Below are 24671 nucleotides of genomic sequence, written 5' to 3'. Positions count from 1 at the left end.
GTTGAGTAATCTATTAGAAAGAACTCGCACAATTAATAAGTTATTACAAAAATCTGCGGGTTACCCAGTTGATTTTGGCGAGATAGCTGAAGTTTTGTCTCAAAATATTGAATGCAATTGCTATATCATTGACCGTCGGGGTCGGGCATTGGGCTATAGATTTATGCCTCAGTTTGCTTGTGACATTATGAAAGATATTGTGGAAGGTTCTAAGCGTTTTCCTGAAGAGTACAATGACAGCTTGTTAAACGTTAATGAAACCCATGCTAACTTTTGTCAAACCTATGATTCTTGCGTATTCTTTGCTGAAGAAAAATGCAAGGGTCAAAACAAAGTTTCAACTGTGGTTCCGATTGTGGGAGCCGGTTCCCGTTTAGGCACCTTGGTATTGGCTAAGTTTAACCAGGACTTTACTGATGAAGACCTAGTTATGGCTGAATATGGTGCCACCGTTGTAGCCATGGAAATTCTACGGGCCCGGGCTGGTAGAATGGAAGAAGAGGCCCGCAAGAAGGCTGCTGTACAAATTGCTCTGGGGACCCTTTCTTACTCCGAATTGGATGCTGTTCAGCACATCTTTGAACAGTTAGAAGGGGATGAAGGTGTACTGGTAGCCAGTAAGATTGCCGACCGTGTGGGTATTACCCGTTCCGTAATTGTCAATGCCCTGCGTAAATTCGAGAGTGCAGGCGTTATTGAATCGAAATCTCTCGGTATGAAGGGTACTTATATCCGTGTTCTCAATGACCGCCTCATTGAAGAACTGCAGAGATTGAAGCATAGTTAAGCGTTGTTAGGAAGGCCGCAGCAATTTTGCTGTGGCCTTTTCTATACAATCCCCTTGCATCATTCGCCTGATTATGCTAAAATTCTTTTTGGTGTTAACTACACACGTTCTCTGATTTGTGCAAGGTTGCCTTATTTTTAAGGTCTTGCCAGAAATGAGGAGAACGGAGGATTAAAAACAAAAGTGGGAGGAGGTGTAACTAGCTATGGCAGTTATCTCCATGAAGCAGTTACTGGAAGCCGGTGTTCATTTTGGACACCAAACCCGTCGGTGGAACCCTAAAATGGCTCCCTATATCTTCACCGATCGTAACGGTATTTACATCATCGATCTGCAGAAGACCGTTAAGAAAGTTGAAGAGTGCTATGACTTTGTCAAGCAAAACTCTGCTGAAGGTGGTACCATCTTATTTGTGGGTACCAAAAAGCAGGCTCAGGAAGCTGTTAAGGAAGAAGCCGAGCGTTGCGGTATGTACTTTGTGAATCAGCGTTGGTTGGGTGGTATGTTAACCAACTTCCAAACCATCCGTCGTCGTATTGATAGATTGCATGAACTGGAACGCATGGAACAGGACGGCACATTTGAGGTTTTACCCAAAAAAGAAGTTGCTCAGCTGATGCATGAAAAAGAAAAGCTGGACAAGTTCCTGGGTGGCATTAAAAATATGCGTCGCCTGCCCTCGGCACTGTTCGTGATTGATCCCCGTAAGGAACGCATTGCAGTGGCAGAAGCTCGCAAGCTTGGCATTCCCATTGTAGCCATTGTTGATACCAACTGCGATCCTGATGAGGTTGATTATGTAATTCCCGGTAACGATGACGCTATTCGGGCAGTAAAACTGCTTACCAACAAGATGGCTGATGCCGTATTGGAAGGTAAACAGGGTGAACAAGTCGCAGAGTAGGAATGTTAGGTAGTGGGCGTCTTGCTAGAACGGGAGGCCCCTACCTTTTTTTATACTTTAAAATCGATCAAAATAATGGAAGTTGCAATAGGAAAAACCAGAATAGACAGTTTTTATGAGTTATTATCGCCTTTCTTTCAATGTTTGTTGGGGGAAAAATATGGTTATAATAGCACAAGATTAATCGGATGGAATCATAAAGGAGGAACAGATCATGGCAGAGATTTCTGCAAGCATGGTTAAAGAATTAAGAGAACGTACCGGTGCTGGTATGATGGATTGCAAAAAAGCCTTAGCCGAAGTGGGCGGGGACATGGAAAAAGCGACTGATTTCTTACGCGAAAAGGGGCTGGCTGCGGCAGCTAAAAAAGCAGGTCGTGTTGCTGCCGAAGGTATTGTAGAGTCTTACATTCACGGTGGCGGACGTATCGGTGTTATGGTTGAAATTAACTGTGAAACCGATTTCGTGGCTAAAAATGAAGATTTCCGTGCCCTGGCCAAAGACATTGCTATGCAGATTGCAGCAACCAAGCCAGAATATGTTCGCCGGGAAGAAGTACCCACCGAAGCTATTGAAAAAGAACGTGAAATTTTGCGTGCCCAAGCACTTAATGAAGGCAAACCAGAAAAGATTGTTGATAAAATGGTTGAAGGCCGCATTGAAAAGTACTACAAAGAGGTTTGTTTATTGGAGCAACCCTTTGTTAAAGACAGTGATAAAACCGTTCAACACGTTATTAATGAAATCATTTCTAAGATTGGTGAAAAGATTGATGTTCGCCGGTTTACTCGTTATGAAATGGGTGAAGGTCTGGAAAAACGTCAGGATGACTTTGCTGCCGAAGTAGCTGCTCAAATTAAAGCCTAACCAATCTTTAGTGTTAGATAAAGGATTTTTTTGAATCGTTGTAGAATACAGAACACCAGACTGGAGGACACCCTGTTTATGGTAACTCCCAAATTTAGGCGGGTCATCTTAAAGCTTAGCGGCGAAGCCCTGGCTGGTCAAAAGGGCTACGGTATTGATCCGGAAGTGGTTTATTCCATTGCCAAGCAAATCAAAGATGTTATGGAACTGCGCGTTCAATTAGCTATTGTAGTGGGTGGAGGCAACATTTGGCGTGGCATATCCGGTAGTACGAAGGGGATGGACAGAGCCACAGCCGACTATATGGGGATGCTGGCCACTGTTATCAATTCTCTAGCATTGCAGGACGCTTTAGAAAAGATTGAAGTTGACACCCGCGTACAAACCTCCTTTGAAATGCGGGCAGTCGCTGAGACTTACATCCGCCGTCGGGCTATCCGTCATATGGAAAAGGGACGTGTGGTTATCTTTGCCGCAGGTACCGGCAATCCATATTTTTCAACCGATACTACATCTGCTCTCCGTGCGGCAGAGGTTGAAGCGGAAATTATTTTAATGGCCAAACAAGTGGATGGGGTCTATGACGCAGACCCCTTGAAAAAACCCGATGCTAAGAAGTTTGAAGCGCTTACTTATATTGAGGTTCTTAACAGGGGCTTGCAGGTAATGGATTCTACTGCCGTATCACTTTGCATGGATAACAAAATCCCGCTCCTAGTCTTTGATTTAAATCAAGAAGGTAATATTAAAAAAGCAATTTTAGGGGAACGGATTGGTACCTTTGTTGGGGGGGAATTAAATGGTTAAAGAAATCGTTTCTTCCGCTGAAGAAAACATGAAGAAATCAGTGGATGTTGTACGTAAGGAATTTGCTTCTTTGCGGGCTGGGCGTGCTACCCCTGCTCTGCTGGATAAGATTGTAGTTTCTTATTATGGCACGCCCACACCTCTTAATCAAATGGCCAATATTTCTGTACCAGAAGCCCGTATGCTGGTTATTCAGCCATGGGATAAGAGTGCCACACCCGAAATTGAAAGAGCTATTTTGAAATCGGATGTTGGAATTACTCCGTCCAGCGATGGCACTGTAATTCGTCTGACGATACCTCAGTTAACTCAGGAACGCCGTACAGAATTAGTAAAAGTGATCAAGAAAAAAGCTGAGGAAGGCCGAGTTGCTATCAGAAATATTCGCCGGGATATTAATGACAACCTGAAGGCCAAGCAAAAAGATGGTGTTCCCGAAGATGACGTCAAACGGGCACAGGACGATTTGCAGAAAACCACCGATAAGTATATCAAAGAAATTGATGAACTGGTCAAGTTAAAAGAACAGGAGATTATGCAAGTTTAAATGATACCCGATGTCTTAGGTTATCCTGCCGACGTTGCGATCTCCCTTCTAAATGATAAAGGTTTCCAAATAGACGTGGTTATAACCGAACCACCCAGACAGAAACCAGAAGGGCTCCAAAGAGTTGTGAAAGTAACACGTAAGAGTCCGCAACAGTTAGTTTTAACAGTGGTGTGTGAGGAGACAGGGAAGGGAGGTGCACACCATGGCCTTTAAAATCACTGATGAGTGTCTGGCCTGCGGTACCTGCTTGGATTCCTGTCCTAACAATGCCATTGAGGAGGGCGACATTTTTAAAATAACCATGGCATGTGAAAATTGCGGCACATGCCTGGACATTTGCCCTACCGGAGCCATTATTGAAGAGTAATGCAAGTAGCCCCCTTCATGCCCGGAGGGGGTTGTTTATATTGGAGGCGATGCGATGTTTGAAAAAATAACCGGCCTGTTCAACAGACAAAAAGGAATTGATGATGAAAACAAGCTCCTTCAAGCCATAGACCGGAACAAGCTGCCAAATCACATCGCTATTATTATGGATGGTAACGGTCGCTGGGCTCAGCGTAGGGGGTTGCCCAGATCCTTAGGACACCGAGCCGGAGTTGAGTCCTTGCGGAATGTAGTCAAGTTATGCTCGGAATTAGGTGTTAAAGTATTGACTTGCTATGCCTTTTCCACAGAGAATTGGAAAAGACCGGAGGATGAAGTATCCTACTTAATGGATTTACTGGTTGAATACCTACGGAAAGAAGTCGACGAACTGCACAGTCAGCAGGTAAAAATAAATGCTATCGGCCGGCTTGAAGAACTCCCTCATCAGGCCCAAGAGGCACTAAAAGCAGCCTTTAGAAAAACGGCTAACAATACAGGACTTGTGTTGAATTTAGCTTTAAATTATGGTGGACGTTCAGAAATTACAGATGCCGTATTACATATTGCAAAAGCTCTTGATGATAAACAGCTGGAAATCAAGGATATTAACGAAAAACTGATTCAACAATACCTGTATACTTCAGGCATGCCTGACCCGGAATTATTAATTCGCCCTTCCGGAGATGCTAGAATCAGTAATTTTCTTCTTTGGCAGTTGGCTTACACAGAATTCTGGTTGACCCCTGTTATGTGGCCAGATTTCAAGAGAAATCATTTGTTGCAAGCCATTCTTGATTTTCAACGTCGAGAACGGCGTTTTGGAGGAATAATTAAGAAATAGGTTGGTGGACATATTGCTGCACTTACGGGTGCTAAGTGCTCTGGTAGGTATTCCGGTAATTGTTTTATCTGCTTGGTATGGTGGTTGGGTTTTATGGTTGTTAGTACTGATCTTTTTTATGTTATCTTCCTTAGAGATAGCAGTGATACTGAAAGGATTACATTTACAACCCAGCGCTTGGCTGATACAAGTTGGTGGATTAATTACCTTTGCCAGTGCATACCTATATAAGGATGAATACATAGGTTTTACCATTGTTTTGCTGCTCTTTGCTAACCTTCTATTGATGGTCTTTCAATACCCCAAAACGGGCCCCCTTGATGCTTTTGGCAATGTAACTGCTGTATTATACTTAGCTAACTTTGTTTTCTTTTATCTTATCCGGGGTCTGGAAAATGGTTTTGTGTGGTTGCTGTTGCTGTTAACAGCCACCTGGGCCAGTGATACTTTTGCCTACTTTGTGGGTCGTGTCTTGGGTAAACATAAGCTAGCACCGCTATTAAGTCCGAAAAAAACAATAGAGGGGGCAGTGGGTGGAGTTATCGGTTCCTCGTTAACAGCCCTTGCCTTTGTTAAGCTGGTGCCTGTTTTACCCTTATGGCCAGTCGTCCTGTTGGGTGCACTCATCGGTATTGCATCCTTACTGGGAGACCTGGTGGAATCTGCCCTTAAGAGACAAGCGGGGGTAAAAGACTCTGGGAATATTATCCCAGGGCATGGGGGCATGCTAGATCGTTTTGACAGTTTGTTATTTACCGCTCCTCTGGTATACTACGTTGTCAATCTGTTAATAATTTGATTATAATTGGCATTGAGGTGACAAAAATGCCTACTTGGTTACGGACCGCCCTACATATTATATTGGCCGGTCTACTTCTTTTAGTAAGTTTATATATATTTGACAAACTTTCGGAATATCTTGTCCGGGGGCTTTCTTTTGCTTTGCCCCTGGTTATTCCTTTCTTGTTGGCTCTATTTATTAGTTTTTTGCTGGAGCCCATGGTGGGTGTACTACAAAGAAAAGCTCGCTTGTCTCGGGGACCGGCAGTGGCTTTATCAATGCTCCTGATATTTTCCTTTTTTGGAACCATCATCACCCTATTATTACTAAGATTAATCACTGAATTAATTCATTTATCCAGAAGTATCCCTTTCATAATTTCTGATATACAATCATGGGTTGGGGTATCGCTGCCCCGACTGCAACGTTTTTACGGTGATCTGCCCCCGAGTGTAACAAGTGCTATCCAAAGCTCCTTTGGTTCCATTGCAGATGCGTTGCAGAATTATCTAAAAGTAACCTTAGACTACCTAATTGGCACTTTCTCTGCCGTACCGGGGATTATTACCGTGGTTATAGTTAGTCTTCTGGCGACCTATTTTATTACGAAGGATCGTAGATTGTTGGGTTTGAAATGGGTAAGAATAATGCCCTCACCCTACGGTGAAAAAAGTATTTTTGTGCTTAAAGAGGTAACCAGTGCCTTTATTTCGTATATTAAAGCCCAAGGGATTCTTGTTAGCATTAGCACTCTAATCAGTATAGTTGGTCTCTATATCATTGGAGCAGAGTATGCACTGACGATGGGACTCTTGATTGGCTTTTTTGATATTATACCGGTATTAGGACCTGGTACAGTGATATTACCTTGGGTTATCTGGTCTTTAGTTTCTGGTAACATAGTCTTTGGGCTTAAACTTCTAAGTTTATATGGGGTAATATTGGTTGCTAGACAACTTCTGGAAACTAAAGTAGTGGCAGATAATTTAGGCTTACATCCCTTGGCTACTCTATTAGCCTTATTTCTTGGTTTTAAGTTACTAGGTTTCATTGGCATGGTGGTAGGTCCCATCCTGTTAATTGCAGTTCAAGCAGTGGTGAAAGCAGGATTTCCAACCCCGAGGGTGAAATAATTTAATAGAGGTGCCAAGATGAAAAAGATAGCAATTTTAGGCAGTACGGGTTCCATTGGCAGACAAACCCTTGAGGTTGTTCAGCAATTCCCAGAGGAATTGGCGGTAGTTTCATTGGCAGCAGGGAAGAACCGACAGGCTTTTTTGGTGCAATGTATTCAGTACAGGCCCTTAGTGGTGTCACTAGAAACAGAGGAAGATGCCAAGTGGCTTAAGCTGCAATTGGCTGAACAAGGGCTCTATCCAGAGATCCATTACGGCATAGATGGCTTGGTCAGGGTGGCTACTTGTGAGGAAGCCTCAGTGGTGGTAACGGCTCTTAGCGGAGCTGTCGGACTAATTCCTACCTGTGCAGCCATTACTGCCAAAAAACAGATAGCTCTGGCTAATAAAGAAACCTTGGTAGCTGCTGGCCACTATGTAACAAAGCTGGCGGCTGAACATGAGGTGTCAATTCTCCCGGTGGACAGTGAACATTCTGCTATTTGGCAATGTTTGCACGGGGAAGACAAAAAATCTGTAAGAAGAATAATTTTAACAGCTTCCGGTGGTCCCTTTAGAAAACTGGACCGGACATCCCTAGAACAGGTTACGCCAGCCATGGCACTCAAACATCCAAACTGGGCCATGGGTCAGAAAATCACCATTGATTCAGCCAGTTTAATGAATAAAGGCCTGGAAGTGATCGAAGCGAAATGGCTTTTTAACCTGGATTTTCAGGACATTGATGTGGTGATTCACCCTCAAAGCATGATTCATTCCATGGTGGAGTACGGGGACGGTTCGATTCTAGCCCATCTAGGAATGCCAGACATGCGGATACCGATACAGTATGCCCTAAGTTATCCAGAGCGTTGGTTTAACGACTTACCCAGACTAAACCTAACGGAATTAATGGGGTTGACCTTTGAAGAACCAGATACCGAACGATTTCCTGCCTTGGCCTTGGCATATCAGGCAGGTAAACAAGGGGGCTCCGCACCAGCTGTTCTGAATGCGGCCAATGAAATAGCTGTACATGCCTTTTTGGCAGGCAGGATACGTTTTTTAGAGATTCCCATGGTTGTCGATAAGACCCTACAGAATCATCCGCCCACCAATGTGAGTAGTTTAGAAGAGATTCTCTTCATAGATCAATGGGCAAGAACAGAGGCCACAAGAATTCTAAGTAATTATTAGAGGTGAAAATATGCAAACATTTATCGCTTCGGTGGTTGTTTTTGGTTTATTAATCTTTTTTCATGAGTTAGGTCATTTCCTGGTAGCCAAAAGAGTGGGGATTATGGTACACGAATTTAGCTTAGGATTCGGACCTAAACTATTTGGGGTCCACCGGGGCGAAACCATCTATAATCTTCGCCTATTACCTCTTGGGGGCTTTGTTCGGATGGCAGGCATGGACCCTAATGAAGAAGAGGATAAGGGTATCCCCATTGAAAAAACCTTTAATCATAAAACAGCTTTGCAAAGAGCAGCCGTTATTATCGCCGGCCCTTTAATGAATTTTATTTTGGCAGCGGTTCTTTTTGCCGCTATTTTAATGATCCAGGGAGTACCCAGCACCACCACTGTCATCGGCGAAGTGATTGCTGGATCGCCGGCTCAAAAAGCTGGTTTACAAATGGGTGACCAAATCAAAACAGTTAACCAGACCGCTATAGAAAACTGGGATCAGTTGGTTACTGAAACGAACAAACAAGCAGGCAAACCTTTACAGCTTAAGGTGCAAAGGGATACCGAGGAAATTCTTCTAACAGTTAATACTGTAAAAGATGAAACCGGACAGTATAAAATGGGTATTCGCCCAACCATGCAGCAACAAAACCCCTTCAGTGCTTTGGCCACAGGTGTAACCTATACGGTACAGATTACCGGATTAATTATCACCTTCATTGGCAAAATGTTTATGCAGCAGGTGCCAGCGGATCTAGGTGGGCCAGTCCGAGTGGTTAATGAGATTAGCAAAGCTGCGGAATTTGGGATTTTCCAGGTTATGCAGTTAGCAGCTTTTCTTAGTATTAACCTGGGATTGTTTAACCTTTTCCCGATACCCGCCTTGGATGGCAGCAGAGTGTTGTTTTTACTGTGGGAAAAGATTTCCGGTAGACCGGTGGAAGCTGCTAAGGAGAGTTTCATTCACCTAATCGGCTTTGGCTTACTGTTGTTACTGATGGTTGTCATTACCTATAATGATATCGTTTCGTTGCTGTTTAGCAATCGCTAGTGGAGGTATCATGAGAAAGAAACAAACACGTCCTGTGATGGTGGGCTCGGTACAGATTGGTGGAGATGCCCCTGTGATTGTCCAATCGATGACGAATACCGATACCCGGGACACAGGTGCAACCATAGCTCAAATTGATGAATTGTCTCAGATTGGCTGTGAAATAGTACGCGTGGCAGTTCCTGACGGGGAGGCTGCAGAAGCATTAACTACCATCAAAAAAAGCATTGCCATTCCGTTGATAGCGGATATTCACTTTGATTATCGCTTAGCTCTGGCAGCTTTAAGAGCTGGGATAGACGGTTTAAGGATTAATCCAGGGAATATTGGCGGAACTGCCAAAGTACAGGAAGTTGTGGCTGCCGCCCGGGAACGCCGGGTGCCCATTCGGATAGGGGTAAACGCTGGCTCCCTGGAAAAAGAATTGTTGAAAAAACACGGCGGTGTTACAGCAGCAGCCATGGTAGAAAGTGCCCTTAATCACATCAAGTTGCTGGAGGATCTGAATTATCCGGAGATTAAAGTCTCCCTTAAAGCCTCTAACATACCTCTGATGCTGGAGGCTTATCGTAGACTTACGGATGTGGTAGACTACCCGATGCATGTGGGAGTTACCGAAGCAGGTACCATTAAAGGGGGTACCATTAAGTCGGCGGTAGGAATTGGTGCTCTGCTTGCTGAAGGCATTGGTGATACTATTCGGGTATCCCTGACTGGACATCCCCGGCATGAGATTTCAGTGGCCTGGGATATCCTTAAGGCACTCAATTTGCGTAAGCGGGGTGTAGAACTTATTTCCTGCCCCACCTGCGGTAGAACCCAAATCAACCTGATTAAAATTGCCGAAGAGGTAGAAGAGAGGCTGGCCAAAGTAGACAAGCCTATTAAAGTGGCAGTCATGGGCTGTGCCGTAAACGGACCCGGCGAAGCCAGAGAGGCTGATGTAGGTATTGCCGGCGGCAAAGGGGTGGGCCTCATCTTCCGCAAAGGCGAAATCATCCGCCAGGTGCCGGAAGAAAGGCTGTTGGAGGAGCTATTGAAGGAAATTGAGGAGCTATAGGAAGATACATACCAACTGGGTTTGGTTCTATCAGAAAATGATAACACCATACCCATACTAACCTTTTCAGTTATTATCAGGATAGAAAAACTACGGCTTATGGCCACTAGCATAATTTTGCATAACCAAGGAGGACATCCAATCATGCGTACCACGGAAATGTTAATTCCCACCCTGCGCGAAGTACCGGCAGAAGCTGAAGTGGTCAGCCATAAATTGTTACTGCGTGCCGGTTTTATTCGTAAAGCGGCTTCCGGTGTTTACACCTATTTACCATTAGCTCAACGGGTGTTGAGAAAGATCAAGAACATTGTTCGGGAGGAAATGGACAAGCAGGGTGGACAAGAACTGTTAATGCCCATTATTCAGCCCGCAGAGATGTGGTTGGAATCCGGCCGCTGGCATGTCTATGGACCTGAATTATTTCGGCTGAAGGATCGCCACAACCGGGATTTTTGTCTTGGTCCCACCCACGAAGAAGTTATTACCTTGCTGATGCGCGGTGAGGTTCGTTCTTATAAACAAATGCCACAATTGCTCTACCAAATCCAAAATAAGTTTCGGGATGAGCGTCGCCCACGTTTTGGTTTAATGCGGGGTAGGGAATTCATCATGAAAGATCTTTATTCCTTTGATCGCGATGAAGCTGCTTTGGATGTCAGCTATAAAAAAATGCATGAGGCCTACACCAATGTTTTCAATCGCTGTGGCTTGCAATTCCGACCTGTAGAGGCCGATTCCGGGGCCATTGGTGGTAGTAGTACACATGAATTTATGGTATTGGCTGAGTCTGGTGAGGCTGCTATTCTTTATTGTACCAAGTGTGATTATGCTGCCAACGTAGAAAAAGCTACTTCGCAACCTGCTGCTGGTTTGGATCCCACCACTCAACAACTAGCTCTTAAAGAAGTCTCTACACCCGGACAAAAATCTGCTGACCAAGTGGCGGCCTTTTTGAGTATGGCAACAGGTCAGATTATTAAAACCATGATCTATCAAACTGATAAAGAAATTGTGGCTGCATTGGTACGGGGTGATCGGGATGTCAACGAGATCAAACTGCAAAACGTTCTGGGTGCCCTGACGCTGGAATTGGCTGGTGATGCTGCTATCCAGCAGGCCACTGGTGCCGTTGCCGGTTACGTAGGTCCGGTGGGACTTAAAAACATTCGCATGGTGGCTGACCCCGAAGTTATGGCCATGGCTAATGCAGTGGCAGGAGCTAACAAGGCTGAGGCCCACTTCGCCAATGTTAACCCCAACCGTGATTTTAAACCGGAGTTGGTGGAAGATATCCGCTTGGTACGAGCAGGTGAGCCATGCCCTAAGTGCCAGGCAGAACTTCAAGAAGCAAAAGGGATTGAAGTTGGACAAATTTTTAAGCTGGGAACCAAATATAGTGAAACATTAGGTGCTACCTTTTTGGATGAAAACGGCAAGGAAAAACCCATTGTGATGGGGTGCTATGGCATTGGTGTCAGCCGTACCATGGCAGCTGCTATTGAACAAAATAACGACGAAAATGGCATTATTTGGCCCGCGGCCATTGCTCCCTTCCATGCAGTGGTTATTCCGGTTAGTGCCAAGGATGAAAACCAAGTGAAATTAGCTGGAAAGTTATATCAAGAGCTAAATCAAACCGGTGTAGAAACAGTTCTGGACGATCGGACTGAACGACCCGGGGTCAAGTTTAAAGATGCCGATCTGATTGGTTACCCACTCAGGATCGTTGTTGGTGGTAAAGCCATTGAAGAAGGCGTGGTAGAGGTACACCAGCGTCGAACCGGTAAAACCGAGTTGATACCTGTTGCTCAGGTGGTGGAACAAATTAATAAATTATTGCCAACTTTGTAGGTGGTAAAGATGATATTAGATAAAGTTCTGATACTGTCCGTTTCCGCAGGAGAAGGGCATATGAGGGCTGCGGCGGCCATTAAACAAGAGATATTACAGCGGAATCCCCGAGCTGTAGTCACGATCTTAGATACTTTTCGCTATGCCAGTCCCCTCATTGAGAAAATGGTCTTGGGGACTTATATGGAAGTTATCAAAATGTCGCCGGTAATTTATGGATATTTTTACCGTCAAGCAGAAAAAGAAAAGCCCTTTTCGGGTTTCGCTAAGCATGAATTTAATCGGATTATCAATAAATTGGCAGCACCGAAACTGATTTCACTTATTGAACAAATGGGACCCCAAGCCATTGTCTGTACGCATCCCTTTCCTTTAGGCATACTGACAGATTTACGGCGCAGGGAAAAATGTTCGGTACCGATTATCGCTGCCATTACAGATTTTACAGTCCATCCTTTCTGGCTCTTTGATGAGGTAGATTGTTATCTGGTGGCAGCGCAGTCTCTGGTGAAGGCTTTTACAGACCATGGTATTGCCGTTACTAAGATAGAGGCCACAGGGATACCCATTGATCCTGATTTTAGTTCTTCTAAGGATAAACTGATTTTACGCCGTCAGTGGCAGATGGACCCGGAACTTCCTGCTGTACTTATTATGGGTGGTGGATTAGGCATGGGTCCCTTAGAGGAGGTAGTTAAAGATTTAGCTGCGTCCCATTTGCCATGCCAATTGATGGTGGTTTGCGGCAAGAATGAACAGCTTAGAAATAAATTAAGCAAGGCTCATTTGCCTGGTAGGGTTCATATTTTGGGCTATATTAATAATATCCAAGAACTAATGGCAGCTTGTGATATCATGATTGGTAAAGCGGGTGGACTCTCTTCCTCCGAAGCGATGGCCAGTGGTTTACCCATGTTTATCACCAATCCTATCCCTGGACAAGAGGAACGAAACGCCGAGTTTTTGGAAAATGCTGGGGCGGCCAGACTGGTGAGAGATTCCAAGGACCTGATTCAACAGATCAAAAACTATTTGAAATTACCAGCTTGGCAAACCTCTATGCGGGAAGCTGCCATAAGAATTGGCAGTCCTAGATCTGCAGCCGCGGCCGTTGATGTTATACAAAAATTAGTAGAAGAACGCAACGAAATCGAAGCATTTCAGTAGTCATTCTCTTATGGATTTGTATGGAGGGTTAACAGTGGCTGTATCACTGCTAGATGTACTGGACAAACATAAACAGCACAGCAACAACCTGCAGGAAGACATCTTTAAACATGCTAAAATTACCCGGGTAGCGGTTAATACTCAAAAAAGACAATGGAAATTATCTTTACATCTGGAACAACAACTAACTGGTGAAGAAATATTGCAACTTCAATCGGCCCTGGAATGCTTAACACCAGGGCCGGTTTTGTTGGCTTTAGATATTCAACAACCTACGACAACTGCAGTTACCAATCAACCGGATTTCGAATTAATCAAAGCCGAGTTGGCGCATCGCTATCCAGTTTTACGGGGTTGCCTGCAGAAGGTCGAATGGCAATGGCAGGAGCATTGTTTAACCTTATTCTTGCCAGACGAGGTTACCCATGAGTTACTTAAGGGTAGAGAATGCGATTTTTACCTAAAAAATTGGCTAAAAGCAAAATGTGGTCTAGAAACAGATGTTCAGATGACAATTAGACACCAACCCGAAGAAGATGAATCCTGGTGTCAATTGCAGGAGCAAATAGAACAGGAAATCAGAGAAAAACTAGTTATTGAACAAAACAGTGCGCCCCCTAGTAAAGAAAAGACATCCTCTGCCAGTCACACCGGGGATCCTAGAATTATTATAGGGAAAGCCATCAAAGGACAAACCACGCCGGTTGTCGAGATTCAAGAGGAAGAACGCAGTGTTGTTATTCAAGGTAAGATCTTCGATGTGGACTTTAGGCAACTAAAATCAGGCCGTCAAATAGTAACCTTTTGCCTAACGGATAATACCGATTCCATTGAGGTAAAAAAATTTCTGGATGAGGGTGACACAGAAACCAGTGAGCGGTTAAAGAATGGTCTCTGGGTAGTGGTAAGGGGGCCGGCTCAATACGATAAGTTTTCCCAAGAGTTAACTGTCATGGCCTATGATATCAATCTAGGGAATGCTCCTCCAGTGCGCATGGATACCGCCTCTGAAAAGAGGGTGGAATTACATTTACATACCAAAATGAGTTCGATGGATAGTGTTTGTGGTACTGCAGATGCTGTAAAATTGGCAGCCGCTTGGGGACACCCAGCCGTAGCCATTACCGATCATGGCGTGGTGCAAGCCTTTCCCGATGCCTATGCTGCTGCTAAAAAGGCCGGTATCAAGCTAATCTATGGTGTGGAAGGTTATCTTATTGATGACGGCATCCCCACCCTATGGAACCTACAGGAGAATCAGCCATTGGCTAATTTGCCCTATGTGATTTTGGATTTTGAGACCACCGGTTTTTCCCCTCGGACCGATGATATTATTGAAATTGGTGCGGTAAAGTATAGTGAGGGGAACGAAGTGGCTCGCTTTACCACCCTAGTCAAGCCGGGCAAAGAAATTCCTTACGAAGTTACCAAGCTTACCGGCATTACCCCGGAGATGGTGAAAGATGCACCGGCAGTGCCTGAGGCTCTGGGCGCCTTACAGGAATTTATTGGCGATTCAGTTCTGGTAGCGCATAATGCTTCCTTTGATCTGGGTTTCCTGAAGGTTGGTTTTCGAAGACACCTTCAGGTGGAAGTTAAGAATACGGTTATCGATACCTTGGGTGTGGCCAGGATTCTCTTACCCACTTTAAAAAATCATAAGCTAGGGACCTTGGTGAAAGAGTTTAAGATTGAGTTGGCCAACCACCACCGGGCGGTGGACGACGCGGCAGCCACCGGTAAATTATGGCTACTATTACTAAAAAAATTGATGGAACAAGGTACGACAGAGCTTAAGCAGCTTAATGAGCTGGGCCGGGGAGTCCAACAGGACAAGCTGAGATCCAGGCACATTACCATCTTGGTCAAAGATGAGATTGGTCTAAAGAACTTATATCAATTGATTACTTTGTCCCATCTACAGTACTTTCACCGCCAACCCCGGATTCCCAGACAGGAATTGGTGAAGCGGCGGGAAGGGCTGATTATTGGTTCTGCCTGTGAGGCTGGTGAATTGTTTCAGGCTTTGTTAGCCGGTGCTTCCCAGGAAGAGTTGGAGAACATCGCCGCCTTCTATGACTACCTAGAAATCCAGCCCCTGGGCAACAATGAATTTTTAGTTCGCAACGGACAAGTAAATACACAGGAAGACCTCAGAGAATTAAACCGTAAAGTGGTGTCCTTGGGAGAGAAACTTGGTATTCCGGTGGTGGCAACCGGGGATGTACATTTTTTAAACCCCGAGGATGAGGTTTACCGGCGCATCCTGATGGCGGGTAAAGGCTTTGAGGACGCCGATCAGCAGGCGCCCCTCTACTTTAAAACCACCCAGGAAATGTTGGAGGAATTTTTGTATTTGGGTAGCGATACCGCCCGCCAAGTGGTGGTGAGGAATCCTCAGCAGATCGCCGATTCGGTCAACTCTTTTAAGCCCATCCCGGACATTTTGCACCCCCCAGCCATTGAAGGCGCGGAGCAGCAGATTACCGATATGACCTTGCAAAAGGCCCAGGAACTGTACGGGGAACCCTTGCCGGAAGTGGTACAGCAAAGGGTGGATAAGGAATTAAAATCAATCATTGGCAATGGTTTTGCGGTGCTGTACTTAATTGCTCAAAAGCTGGTTAAGAAATCCATGGATGACGGTTATTTGGTAGGCTCCCGGGGTTCCGTAGGCTCTTCCTTGGTGGCCACCTTTACCGGCATTACAGAGGTGAATCCATTACCGCCCCATTATCGGTGTCCCAACTGCCGGAACAGTGAGTTTTTAACAGACGGATCAGCGGGCTGTGGTGCAGATATGCCGGATAAAAATTGCCCCACCTGTGGTACGGCCTTCGTGAAGGATGGTCATGATATTCCCTTCGAAGTGTTTTTGGGCTTCGAGGGAGATAAAGTTCCCGATATTGATCTTAACTTTTCCGGTGAGTACCAGCCCCGAGCCCATAAATATACGGAGGAACTGTTTGGTAAGGAGTACGTTTACCGAGCCGGTACCATTGGTACCATTGCCGATAAAACCGCCTTTGGTTTTGTTAAAAACTATTTTGAAGAACGAAATATCAAGAAAAAGAATGCTGAGTTAAAGAGATTAGTAAATGGTTGTGCCGGAGTTAAGCGGACCACCGGTCAGCACCCGGGGGGGTTGATGGTGGTACCGAACCACCTGGATGTGCATATGTTTACACCGGTGCAGCGCCCGGCGGATGATGTAAAATCCGATACCAGAACCACCCACTTTGATTATCACTCCATTCATGATAGTCTGGTGAAACTGGATATTCTGGGTCATGATGACCCGACGGTTATTCGTATGCTGGAGGATCTAACGGGGTTAAATGCCCGGCAGATTCCCCTGGATGATCCGAAAACCATGAGTCTATTCTCATCCACCGAGGCTTTAGGAGTAGCGCCGGAGCAAGTTCGCTCCCAGGTTGGCACCTATGCTATCCCTGAGTTTGGTACTAAATTTGTTCGCCAAATGTTGGTGGATACCAACCCCAATACCTTTTCTGAGCTGGTACGCATCTCGGGTTTTTCCCACGGCACGGATGTTTGGCTGAATAACGCCCAGGATTTAATTAGGCAAGGTACCTGTAAACTATCAGAGGCTATCTCGGCCCGGGATGATATAATGGTCTACCTTATTTACCAGGGATTACTGCCCAAACAGGCCTTTAAAATTATGGAGGGGGTACGTAAGGGTAAGGGTGTGACGGAAGAGGATGCCGAAACTATGCGTGCCCAAGGGGTGCCTGAATGGTATATAGAATCGTGCCGCAAGATTAAATACATGTTCCCCAAGGCTCACGCCACCGCTTACGTGATGATGGCCTTTCGGATTGCCTGGTTTAAAGTGTACCGTCCAGAAGCCTTTTATGCGGCTTATTTTACAGTACGAGCCGATGATTTCGATGCGGATTTGATGGTGCAAGGGGAAGGTAAAATACGGCAGGTTATTGAAGAAATCGAGGAAAAAGGAAACGCGGCCGCCACCAAGGAGAAAAACCTCCTGACCATTCTGGAAGTCGCACTGGAAATGAACCAACGGGGTATCAAACTATTACCAGTAAATCTCGAAAAATCAGATGCTGCCAAATTTATCATCACACCAGACGGATTATTATCTCCCTTTGGCGGTTTGCAGGGTGTAGGCAGTGCCGCTGCCCAAAGCATTGTAGCAGCTAGAGAAGAGGCTCCCTTTACCTCCATTGATGATCTGCGCAGTCGGGCGAAGGTATCCAAGACGGTAATCGAAGTATTGCAAAATCATGGTTCACTACGAAATCTACAAGAATCCGATCAGATGGCTTTATTTTAAAAGAATGCCCTACAGTTCATCCTCATGAGCTGTAGGGCATTTGTTGATTTATGTGTTTTTATGTTACGATGTGGCGGTTTTTCCTGTATACTGGTAATGTAGGTTTGTCTCGAACCTTCTTAACGGGAAGTAAACATGAACCCCGCTGGTAAAGCCTGGAGAAGATCTGTTAAGTCCTGCTCCTTGAGGTAGATGCAGCTATAGGTAGTGGGAAGTCCCAGACTTTTATGATTGTCTACCTTTCCTTCCGGTAAGGCGTGCAACAGAATGTCGGCATTAAGCCTGATCCAGCCAGTATTTCGGTTTTGCTCGTAGAGGGTACCGCTGGGGATTTTTCGTCCGCTTTTCACGGTTACTTTCATTTCTTTCAGTGTTTTGTTACCTTCCATCAGCCATAGAGTAGGGGAAGGAGCTAGCTGAAATTCTAACCATCGGTTATGTCCCAGGTTGGTGGTGGAGAAAGAATACTCGTAATCGAGAGTTTCATTACTAATTGAAACCAGGTGAGCCTTTAGTCGATACGTCTTACCTGGTAGGAGCATGCGTTGGGGTAGGTATTGAATTTTGTTACCTTTAATAACCGACTTACCGGGTAAATCGTTACTAATTAAGGAGCCGTTTTTTAGGGGCTGATTCGTTTCCAAAACAATATCTCTGGAAAGCCATACACCGGTAGAACCTGGGCGGGGATAAACATTCTCAAGTAAGAATTCCGGTGTTGTCTTGAACTGTATCTTAACAGATTTTGTAAGCTTACCCCCATATTGGCCAGGCAATCCTTTTAAGAGCTCGATCTCGTAAGTGCTAAGATTTTTTAATTTTTCCGTAGGCCAATAACGCCAGCGGCTCAGGTCCTTATTGATTGGTTCTAATCTTCCGGGTACGGGCACTTTAAGGTATTTGTTGAGTTCATTAGCCTTCACATGAGTATTAAATTGCAGAATCACCGGGCCTTTGGAAGGTACTGTATTCCCTGCTTCAATGCCAATAAATCTTATTGGCACCTTTGCTTGAAAATTGCCCCCGGCCCAGACGAAAAAGGGCCAGAACATAGAGGGAGCACATTTAAAACGATACTGATAAAGGTTTCCCCGGGGATAATTCTTTTCAGCAATCCTAATTTGCAAGGTATTGGCGGTTTGCCAGGTATATGTAAAAGGAACTTTTTTCTCCTGATTGATCTGATGAATCTCTAGATCTTGGATAGCCGAGGGCTTCATGGGTGCCAGAAAGGTAAAGGTAACTACCACCATACCCTCTTGGCTGTTCTCTACCCGTTCTATTACCAGGCAACCGATGATGAGCCAAAGGGAAAGTAAACAGGTAATTATTACACCACACAAAATGAGACGAGCCCGGCTGATTTGTAGAATCATTTATTCTATCCTCCGGTTTATAGTATAAGAAAGACGGAGCAGTGAAGTGGCTTCGTATGTTATATATTGCCAAAACAGGAGGGATATGACTACCATTTGGCAGTTAGGTAATAATACTAAAAAGATACTATTCTGATGAAGGGAAGCTGGCTCTATGAATAAAAAGCTAATGATTGGTTTAATAGTTATCGTTGTAGTATTTACAACGGGTGTGGGTATGTTGATAGCCAAAAATAAGAGTGGGCTGGAACAGACCGCCCAAACCCCACCCCCTGTGCTAGAGGTACCAAAACAGCCTCAGGTGGAAGCTGAAAGGCCTCAAGAAGAGGAGACCATTTCAACAGAGCAACCCGCTGCCAAGCCTCAAGAGAACCAAGAGAATAAGACTCCCGCCCCAGCTACCAGCACACCAGCAAATGTACAAGCCCCTGCCGGTGAGAAGTTAAGCTGGTATTATAAACCCAATCAGCAGCATACCTTACCGGAAGTAAATGCTAAAGGGAAGGCTTGGTTGGAGAAATATCGTGGTATTTATCATGGGGATGTTAGTGGTAAAAACCTTTATCTAACCTTTGATGAAGGATATGAGAATGGTTATACACCTCAGATTTTAGATACATTAAAAGAAAATAATGTGAAGGTAGCTTTCTTTATCACCGGAGATTACCTGCGCCGGAATTCCGAGTTGGTCAAGCGGATGATTCAGGAAGGCCATATTGTAGGAAATCATACGGATAACCATCCTAGTTTACCGCAGATTAGTGAGGAAAAAATTCGTAAAGAAATCAACACCCTTAGTGAAGCCTATCAAAACACCACCGGCGGCAGTATGACCTATCTGAGACCTCCCATGGGAGAATACAGTGAAAAATCTTTGAAAATCACCAATGAGATGGGTTATCGCAATGTTTTCTGGTCTGTAGCCATCGTAGACTGGCGCCCGGAAGCAGGGACTCCTGAGGAAAATAAAAACAAAGTCATGGAGCGTTTGCATAGTGGTGCTGTTATCCTGCTGCATGCAGTGAATAAGGCGAATGCTGAGATGCTGGGGGATTTTATTAAGGAATGCAGGGAACAGGGGTATCAATTCAGAACATTGGATGAAATTAAATAAGGAAGCCCCAGAAAGAAAATGGTGAAATTCTGATAAATTAACCCCTTGAAAGGATTTAAAAGGGGTTAATTTTTTTGCTGTTTTGTTAAAATTTCAAACATGTAGCTGTCAAGGGGACGGTTCTCTTGACACCCCTCCAAGGGGCACTGGCCGGCAAGTCGCATAGCAGTACTTCCGGAAAATTGCAGTGCCTATCTCAATTGGAGCTACGCACATTAAAAGCTAATTTTTTTACTTTTATTAGCCAAATTATTAAATTTTTTGGGAAATCCTAGGCAGTTTAATTTTATTTGTTGGGGCAATGTATTTCTGCAAACGATTCTTAACCTGCTTTTATTGCAGTTGAAGGATTAAAGGTCAATACTACTTCCGTAGTTTCGGCAGTTCTGGGAAAATTCCCAGGGTGGGTGTCAAGGGAACCGTCCCCTTGACACCCGTGATACTAATAATTTCCTTTATACATATACAATGGTTTGATTTAAAATTAAGCTGTTGTGAACTAATAAACATCAATCAAATTAACTAGCAGAGGTACTTATGCTATACAATTATTCGGGAGTCTTACACATTCATACTAAATATTCCGATGGCTCCGCAGACTTTAAGGGAATAGCTCGGGCAGCTCGGAGGTCCGGAGCGAAATTTATTATCATTAACGATCATGATACTTTACAGGGTTTATATAAGGAAGGTGAGCAATACTTAAACGGGGTCCTGTTTTTGATTGGTTCAGAAGTAACTCCCAAGCGAAATCACTTTCTTTGCTATGACATTCGTTCCGTTCCCGACAAGCACCTGCAGCCTAGTGAATATGCTAAGGATGTGTATAACCAAGGGGGATTTGGCTTTTTGGCCCATCCAGATCAAAAAGAAAATCCTTTATTTCCGGCTAAAATGCATTGGGAAAACTGGGACTTGGATGTGCCTTATGGTGTAGAGTTGTGGAATTATTTTTCCCAATGGATGGGTAGTTTTAGAACAAGAAGAGGCTTATTAAAGAGTTTTCTATTTCCCAAATTTTGTCTTACGCCCCCTGAGTCTCAAACCCTTCTGCGATGGGATGAGCTGGGAAAAACTCGGACAGTTCCGGCTATTGCCGGTGTGGATGCACACGGAGGACGGCAGTTAGGTTGGCTGCCCAATACTTTATGTAGTTATCTTTATCAATTTAAAACTCTGCGTACCCATGTGGTTTGTGAAAATCCCTTAAAAGGAATTTTGAACGAAGATAGAAACACGATTCTCTCGGCCTTAAAAAAGGGCTGTTGTTACCTAGTCAATCATTTAGCAGGGAAGGTAGAGTACTTTTCATTTTATTTGCAAGATAATGAACGTCATTGGCAAATGGGAGATGAGGTATCCCACAAACCCGGTCTGACTTTAAAGGTTAAGCTGCCGGTGAAAGCTCATTTAAAAATCATTAAAGATGGCCGGATAATTAGCCAAAGCACCTCCCGAACTCTCCAATTGACAAATCCCGGACCAGGTGTTTATCGAGTAGAAGTCTATAAAGGTAAATTCTGGCCCCGTCCCTGGATCTTTTCCAACCATATCTACCTGAGAGCATAATAGCTTAGGTAAATCCTTATCGTTTAAGATACACAAGTGCTTACCAAAATTACCATTAGACATGAATATTTAAGGCTAAGGCTACCGGCAATTAGATAATCAACAATCCATTCTAATGTTACCTTTAAATTAAAGGTTTTTCCTGTATTTTCTAGAATAGAAAAGAGGGGGTGTTACTATGCGGCTATATTTTGGGATAGCCACTGTCTTTTCTATTTTAGTAGCCGTCTTTGCTATCCAAAATTCGGAATTAATCAGCATCAAATTTTTACTCTGGCAATTGCCCGGGTTTCCTTTGGCTTTTGTAATTCTGGGGGCTGCTTTAAGTGGCATGGTGGTAGCCTGGCTGTTTAGCATCGCCCGCCAATACAAAATATCCAAGCAATATGGAGAGCTTAAAAATTATACCCATTCTTTGGAACAAGAATTACTAAAATACCGTCCTAATCGCCAAGAGAAGGGATAAATTGGCTTAATCAAAGGTGGGAAAATTTATTTCTTAGGGTATATTTTACTTACCTGGTGATACTATATTGCTAAGTGGTGCTTCAAATGAGGGACCCTTGTCAAGAAATGGTTTACATGGTATACTATTTATGCTTTTAGTGATTTTGCGCTTTTTTCAACTTTTTTGCCGTGAAAGGAGTGGGTATTTCCCACTCTTTCCTATTAGTTTGAGCAAAAAGGCAAGGAGGATACCTTTGACTAAAAAGAACGTTACGGAAAACATTGCAGTTGCAGTTAAGCCAATTGTTGAGGCTGAGAATTTAGAATTGGTTGATGTAGAATATGTCAAAGAAGGCGGTAACTGGTATTTACGGATTTTCATTGATAAGCTTGGGGGGGTTGATCTGGACGACTGCCAGGCGGTGTCTGAGAAAATAGACACCCTGTTGGACGAGTTGGATCCCATTTCCCAAGCCTATTTTTTAGAGGTTTCTTCACCGGGCCTGGAAAGGCCCTTAAAAACACCCGAAGACTTTCAAAGGTTTAAAGGCCATTTGGTGAATATAACCACCTTTGCCCCAGTTGATGGGGCCAAATCCTTTACTGGTACTCTTATGGATTATACAGAAGAGGGTATCCAAGTGGAAGTAAAGGGTAAGTCTGTATTGGTTCCGCATAAGCAGGTGGCGAGTTCACGACTGGCAGTGGAATTTTGATTTAAACATGGGAGGAGCAAAAAGTGAATACTGAGTTTCTAGAAGCCTTAAGGGACTTGGAGAAAGAAAAAGGAATAGCGGTTGACGTATTGTTGGAAGCTATTGAGGCAGCACTGCTGTCTGCCTATAAACGAAATTTTGGCTCACTGCAAAATGCCCGAGTGCATATTGATAGGGAAACCGGCGACTATAAAGTGTATTCTCAGCGCACGGTGGTAGCAGAGGTAGAAGATGATAGGATAGAAATTTCTTTGGCCGATGCACAAAAAATTGATCCTCGTTTTAATCTAGAAGATATTGTGGAGGATGAAGTAACACCACGTAATTTCGGACGTATTGCAGCCCAAACGGCCAAACAAGTGGTAGTACAACGTATTCGCGAAGCGGAACGCAATATTATCTTTGAGGAATTTGCCAACCGGGAAGGAGATATTTTAACCGGTATTGTTCAGCGTGTAGAAAATAAAAATGTCTTTATCGAACTTGGCAAAACCGAGGCTATTCTAACACCCTCTGAACAAATGCCCAGTGAAAGTTATCGCCATGGTGAGCGTCTTAAGACCTACATTGTTGAGGTAAAGAAAACAACTAAGGGTCCCCAGATTCTGGTCTCCCGTACACATCCCGGTTTATTGAAACGTCTATTTGAGATGGAGGTACCCGAATTACAGGAGGGCGTGGTTGAGCTTAAATCCATTGCCCGAGAGGCCGGTTACCGTTCCAAAATTGCTGTTTATTCTAAGGATGAAAACGTAGATCCGGTCGGTGCCTGTGTGGGACCTAAAGGTATGCGGGTACAAAATATTGTTACTGAATTAAACGGTGAAAAAATAGATATTGTCAAATGGAATCAAGACCCTTCAAAATATGTGGCGTCATCCTTAAGTCCGGCCAAGGTTGTGGCTGTGGAGGTTTGGGAAGATGAGAAGGTGGCCAGAGTTATTGTACCGGATTATCAGTTGTCTTTGGCCATTGGCAAAGAGGGTCAAAATGCCCGCTTAGCTGCCAAATTAACCGGCTGGAAAATTGACATTAAGAGTGAGTCGCAGATGGCTGATTTGTATCCAGAATACACTGAGGAAGGCCAGGCAGATCTTGAAGAGTATTCCTATGAAGAGGAGCTAAATCAAATCACGGCCGAGGATTTATCCTTAGATGAGGATAAGAAGTAAGGGGGAGGAGAGCCATGCCCAAAGTCAAAAAGGTTCCGCTCAGGATGTGTATCGGATGTCAGGAAATGAAACCAAAGCGTGAACTGACAAGAGTGGTACGGACCCCCGAAGATACCGTTGAAATTGACCCTACTGGTAAAAAGTCCGGCAGGGGGGCGTATATTTGTCCTGACGCCGAGTGTCTGCAAAAGGCAATAAAAGGCAAAAGATTAGAGCGGTCATTGGAATGCAAGGTTTCACCGGAGTTAGTAGATACCTTGAAGCAGGGAATGGTGAAATAGGGTGCAAAGATCGTTTTTTCATCTGTTAGGTTTATGTCAACGAGCAGGTAAACTGGTTTCCGGAGATTTTGCGGTTCGAGAAAATATGAGTCGGGGTAAAGTTAAATTGCTCCTGATAGCCATGAATACTTCGGAAAGAATTAAAAAAGATTATCTTCGTGCAGCGGAGTTAAGAAGTGTTCCAGTTTCACTGGTCTTTACCAAGGAAGAATTGGGTCAGGCTATGGGTAAATCCCCCCGTGCATCAGTGGCAATATTGGATGATAACTTTGCCCGGGGTATTGCAGGCTTGCTGGAGAAGGGGGAGATGTAGTTTTTGACGGTGGTTTC

At 44.3% G+C, this 24671-nt stretch carries 24 protein-coding genes; 23 read left to right on the top strand and 1 reads right to left on the bottom strand.

The genetic code is table 11. From position 1 onward, the window contains the following. Position 1 precedes the first annotated feature (1 nt). The 16 genes from codY (at position 2) to BUA78_RS12715 (ending at position 17666) form a co-directional block, all read left to right on the top strand. On the top strand, positions 2 to 787 hold the full coding sequence (gene codY / locus BUA78_RS12790) for a GTP-sensing pleiotropic transcriptional regulator CodY (protein WP_072915170.1): 786 nt from the start codon (positions 2 to 4) through the stop codon (positions 785 to 787). A 205-nt stretch (positions 788 to 992) separates the two neighbouring features. Further along, positions 993 to 1691, top strand: a complete 699-nt coding sequence (gene rpsB, locus BUA78_RS12785; RefSeq protein ID WP_072915167.1) for a 30S ribosomal protein S2 — start codon at positions 993 to 995, stop codon at positions 1689 to 1691. Between the two features lie 214 nt (positions 1692 to 1905). After that, a complete protein-coding gene (gene tsf, locus BUA78_RS12780; RefSeq protein ID WP_072915165.1) occupies positions 1906 to 2559 on the top strand; it encodes a translation elongation factor Ts in 654 nt (217 codons plus the stop codon). Positions 2560 to 2637: 78 nt separating this feature from the next. After that, complete coding sequence (pyrH, locus tag BUA78_RS12775) at positions 2638 to 3366, top strand: UMP kinase (RefSeq protein WP_072915162.1); 729 nt, start codon at positions 2638 to 2640, stop codon at positions 3364 to 3366. After that, on the top strand, positions 3359 to 3913 hold the full coding sequence (gene frr / locus BUA78_RS12770; RefSeq protein WP_072915161.1) for a ribosome recycling factor: 555 nt from the start codon (positions 3359 to 3361) through the stop codon (positions 3911 to 3913). Before pyrH ends, frr begins: the two co-directional genes overlap by 8 nt. Further along, a complete protein-coding gene (locus BUA78_RS20980) occupies positions 3914 to 4129 on the top strand; it encodes a PASTA domain-containing protein (protein WP_072915158.1) in 216 nt (71 codons plus the stop codon). It begins immediately after the preceding gene. Next, positions 4119 to 4283 (top strand): DUF362 domain-containing protein, encoded by a 165-nt coding sequence (locus BUA78_RS12760; protein ID WP_072915156.1) that lies wholly within the window; start codon positions 4119 to 4121, stop codon positions 4281 to 4283. Before BUA78_RS20980 ends, BUA78_RS12760 begins: the two co-directional genes overlap by 11 nt. Before the next feature lie 54 nt (positions 4284 to 4337). After that, positions 4338 to 5126, top strand: coding sequence for an isoprenyl transferase (locus BUA78_RS12755; RefSeq protein WP_072915153.1), 789 nt, complete (start codon positions 4338 to 4340; stop codon positions 5124 to 5126). A gap of 4 nt (positions 5127 to 5130) precedes the next feature. Continuing rightward, positions 5131 to 5925, top strand: a complete 795-nt coding sequence (locus BUA78_RS12750; RefSeq protein WP_338011619.1) for a phosphatidate cytidylyltransferase — start codon at positions 5131 to 5133, stop codon at positions 5923 to 5925. A 26-nt stretch (positions 5926 to 5951) separates the two neighbouring features. After that, positions 5952 to 7040 (top strand): sporulation integral membrane protein YtvI, encoded by a 1089-nt coding sequence (gene ytvI, locus BUA78_RS12745; RefSeq protein ID WP_072915151.1) that lies wholly within the window; start codon positions 5952 to 5954, stop codon positions 7038 to 7040. An 18-nt stretch (positions 7041 to 7058) separates the two neighbouring features. Further along, on the top strand, positions 7059 to 8219 hold the full coding sequence (locus BUA78_RS12740) for a 1-deoxy-D-xylulose-5-phosphate reductoisomerase (RefSeq protein WP_072915148.1): 1161 nt from the start codon (positions 7059 to 7061) through the stop codon (positions 8217 to 8219). A gap of 10 nt (positions 8220 to 8229) precedes the next feature. Beyond that, positions 8230 to 9264: an RIP metalloprotease RseP gene (gene rseP / locus BUA78_RS12735; protein WP_072915146.1), complete on the top strand. Its 1035-nt coding sequence runs from the start codon at positions 8230 to 8232 to the stop codon at positions 9262 to 9264. 10 nt (positions 9265 to 9274) lie between these two features. Then, the gene (gene ispG, locus BUA78_RS12730) at positions 9275 to 10324 is read left to right on the top strand and encodes a flavodoxin-dependent (E)-4-hydroxy-3-methylbut-2-enyl-diphosphate synthase (protein WP_072915143.1); all 1050 of its coding nucleotides are present in this window, start codon (positions 9275 to 9277) and stop codon (positions 10322 to 10324) included. Positions 10325 to 10468: 144 nt separating this feature from the next. Beyond that, positions 10469 to 12178, top strand: coding sequence for a proline--tRNA ligase (locus BUA78_RS12725; protein ID WP_072915141.1), 1710 nt, complete (start codon positions 10469 to 10471; stop codon positions 12176 to 12178). 9 nt (positions 12179 to 12187) lie between these two features. Continuing rightward, a complete protein-coding gene (locus BUA78_RS12720; RefSeq protein WP_072915138.1) occupies positions 12188 to 13345 on the top strand; it encodes an MGDG synthase family glycosyltransferase in 1158 nt (385 codons plus the stop codon). A gap of 34 nt (positions 13346 to 13379) precedes the next feature. Then, positions 13380 to 17666, top strand: a complete 4287-nt coding sequence (locus BUA78_RS12715; RefSeq protein WP_072915136.1) for a PolC-type DNA polymerase III — start codon at positions 13380 to 13382, stop codon at positions 17664 to 17666. Positions 17667 to 17785: 119 nt separating this feature from the next. On the opposite strand, the gene BUA78_RS12710 is transcribed toward BUA78_RS12715, so the two are convergent. Then, positions 17786 to 19042 carry a hypothetical protein gene (locus tag BUA78_RS12710; protein WP_072915133.1) on the bottom strand — a complete coding sequence of 419 codons (1257 nt, stop codon included), beginning with the start codon at positions 19040 to 19042 and terminating at the stop codon, positions 17786 to 17788. A 154-nt stretch (positions 19043 to 19196) separates the two neighbouring features. Here BUA78_RS12710 and pdaA point away from each other — a divergent pair, with 154 nt between their 5' ends. The 7 genes from pdaA (at position 19197) to BUA78_RS12675 (ending at position 24654) form a co-directional block, all read left to right on the top strand. Next, on the top strand, positions 19197 to 20156 hold the full coding sequence (pdaA, locus tag BUA78_RS12705; RefSeq protein WP_072915131.1) for a delta-lactam-biosynthetic de-N-acetylase: 960 nt from the start codon (positions 19197 to 19199) through the stop codon (positions 20154 to 20156). 537 nt (positions 20157 to 20693) lie between these two features. Continuing rightward, complete coding sequence (locus BUA78_RS12700; RefSeq protein WP_072915128.1) at positions 20694 to 21725, top strand: CehA/McbA family metallohydrolase; 1032 nt, start codon at positions 20694 to 20696, stop codon at positions 21723 to 21725. A gap of 178 nt (positions 21726 to 21903) precedes the next feature. Further along, a complete protein-coding gene (locus tag BUA78_RS12695) occupies positions 21904 to 22191 on the top strand; it encodes a LapA family protein (protein ID WP_072915126.1) in 288 nt (95 codons plus the stop codon). Between the two features lie 235 nt (positions 22192 to 22426). Then, positions 22427 to 22888: a ribosome maturation factor RimP gene (gene rimP / locus BUA78_RS12690; RefSeq protein ID WP_072915124.1), complete on the top strand. Its 462-nt coding sequence runs from the start codon at positions 22427 to 22429 to the stop codon at positions 22886 to 22888. A gap of 23 nt (positions 22889 to 22911) precedes the next feature. Then, a complete protein-coding gene (nusA, locus tag BUA78_RS12685) occupies positions 22912 to 24060 on the top strand; it encodes a transcription termination factor NusA (protein ID WP_072915120.1) in 1149 nt (382 codons plus the stop codon). A gap of 14 nt (positions 24061 to 24074) precedes the next feature. Further along, positions 24075 to 24341: an RNase P modulator RnpM gene (gene rnpM, locus BUA78_RS12680; RefSeq protein WP_072915119.1), complete on the top strand. Its 267-nt coding sequence runs from the start codon at positions 24075 to 24077 to the stop codon at positions 24339 to 24341. A gap of 1 nt (position 24342) precedes the next feature. Beyond that, a complete protein-coding gene (locus tag BUA78_RS12675; RefSeq protein WP_072915116.1) occupies positions 24343 to 24654 on the top strand; it encodes a L7Ae/L30e/S12e/Gadd45 family ribosomal protein in 312 nt (103 codons plus the stop codon). The last annotated feature ends 17 nt before the right edge of the window (positions 24655 to 24671 follow it).

This window comes from Desulforamulus aeronauticus DSM 10349, from assembly GCF_900142375.1.
Lineage (GTDB): Bacteria > Bacillota > Desulfotomaculia > Desulfotomaculales > Desulfotomaculaceae > Desulfotomaculum > Desulfotomaculum aeronauticum.
Note: the sequence above shows the minus strand (reverse complement) of the source record. Positions and strands in the feature narration are given on the sequence as shown.

Bases quoted from the DNA above. Each gene is read 5' to 3' on its own strand.
- rpsB (WP_072915167.1), top strand. From the start codon at position 993: ATGGCAGTTATCTCCATGAAGCAGTTACTGGAAGCCGGTGTTCATTTT.
- tsf (WP_072915165.1), top strand. From the start codon at position 1,906: ATGGCAGAGATTTCTGCAAGCATGGTTAAAGAATTAAGAGAACGTACC.
- pyrH (WP_072915162.1), top strand. From the start codon at position 2,638: ATGGTAACTCCCAAATTTAGGCGGGTCATCTTAAAGCTTAGCGGCGAA.
- frr (WP_072915161.1), top strand. From the start codon at position 3,359: ATGGTTAAAGAAATCGTTTCTTCCGCTGAAGAAAACATGAAGAAATCA.
- BUA78_RS20980 (WP_072915158.1), top strand. From the start codon at position 3,914: ATGATACCCGATGTCTTAGGTTATCCTGCCGACGTTGCGATCTCCCTT.
- BUA78_RS12760 (WP_072915156.1), top strand. From the start codon at position 4,119: ATGGCCTTTAAAATCACTGATGAGTGTCTGGCCTGCGGTACCTGCTTG.
- BUA78_RS12755 (WP_072915153.1), top strand. From the start codon at position 4,338: ATGTTTGAAAAAATAACCGGCCTGTTCAACAGACAAAAAGGAATTGAT.
- ytvI (WP_072915151.1), top strand. From the start codon at position 5,952: ATGCCTACTTGGTTACGGACCGCCCTACATATTATATTGGCCGGTCTA.
- BUA78_RS12740 (WP_072915148.1), top strand. From the start codon at position 7,059: ATGAAAAAGATAGCAATTTTAGGCAGTACGGGTTCCATTGGCAGACAA.
- rseP (WP_072915146.1), top strand. From the start codon at position 8,230: ATGCAAACATTTATCGCTTCGGTGGTTGTTTTTGGTTTATTAATCTTT.
- ispG (WP_072915143.1), top strand. From the start codon at position 9,275: ATGAGAAAGAAACAAACACGTCCTGTGATGGTGGGCTCGGTACAGATT.
- BUA78_RS12725 (WP_072915141.1), top strand. From the start codon at position 10,469: ATGCGTACCACGGAAATGTTAATTCCCACCCTGCGCGAAGTACCGGCA.
- BUA78_RS12720 (WP_072915138.1), top strand. From the start codon at position 12,188: ATGATATTAGATAAAGTTCTGATACTGTCCGTTTCCGCAGGAGAAGGG.
- BUA78_RS12710 (WP_072915133.1), bottom strand. From the start codon at position 19,042: ATGATTCTACAAATCAGCCGGGCTCGTCTCATTTTGTGTGGTGTAATA.
- pdaA (WP_072915131.1), top strand. From the start codon at position 19,197: ATGAATAAAAAGCTAATGATTGGTTTAATAGTTATCGTTGTAGTATTT.
- BUA78_RS12700 (WP_072915128.1), top strand. From the start codon at position 20,694: ATGCTATACAATTATTCGGGAGTCTTACACATTCATACTAAATATTCC.
- BUA78_RS12695 (WP_072915126.1), top strand. From the start codon at position 21,904: ATGCGGCTATATTTTGGGATAGCCACTGTCTTTTCTATTTTAGTAGCC.
- rnpM (WP_072915119.1), top strand. From the start codon at position 24,075: ATGCCCAAAGTCAAAAAGGTTCCGCTCAGGATGTGTATCGGATGTCAG.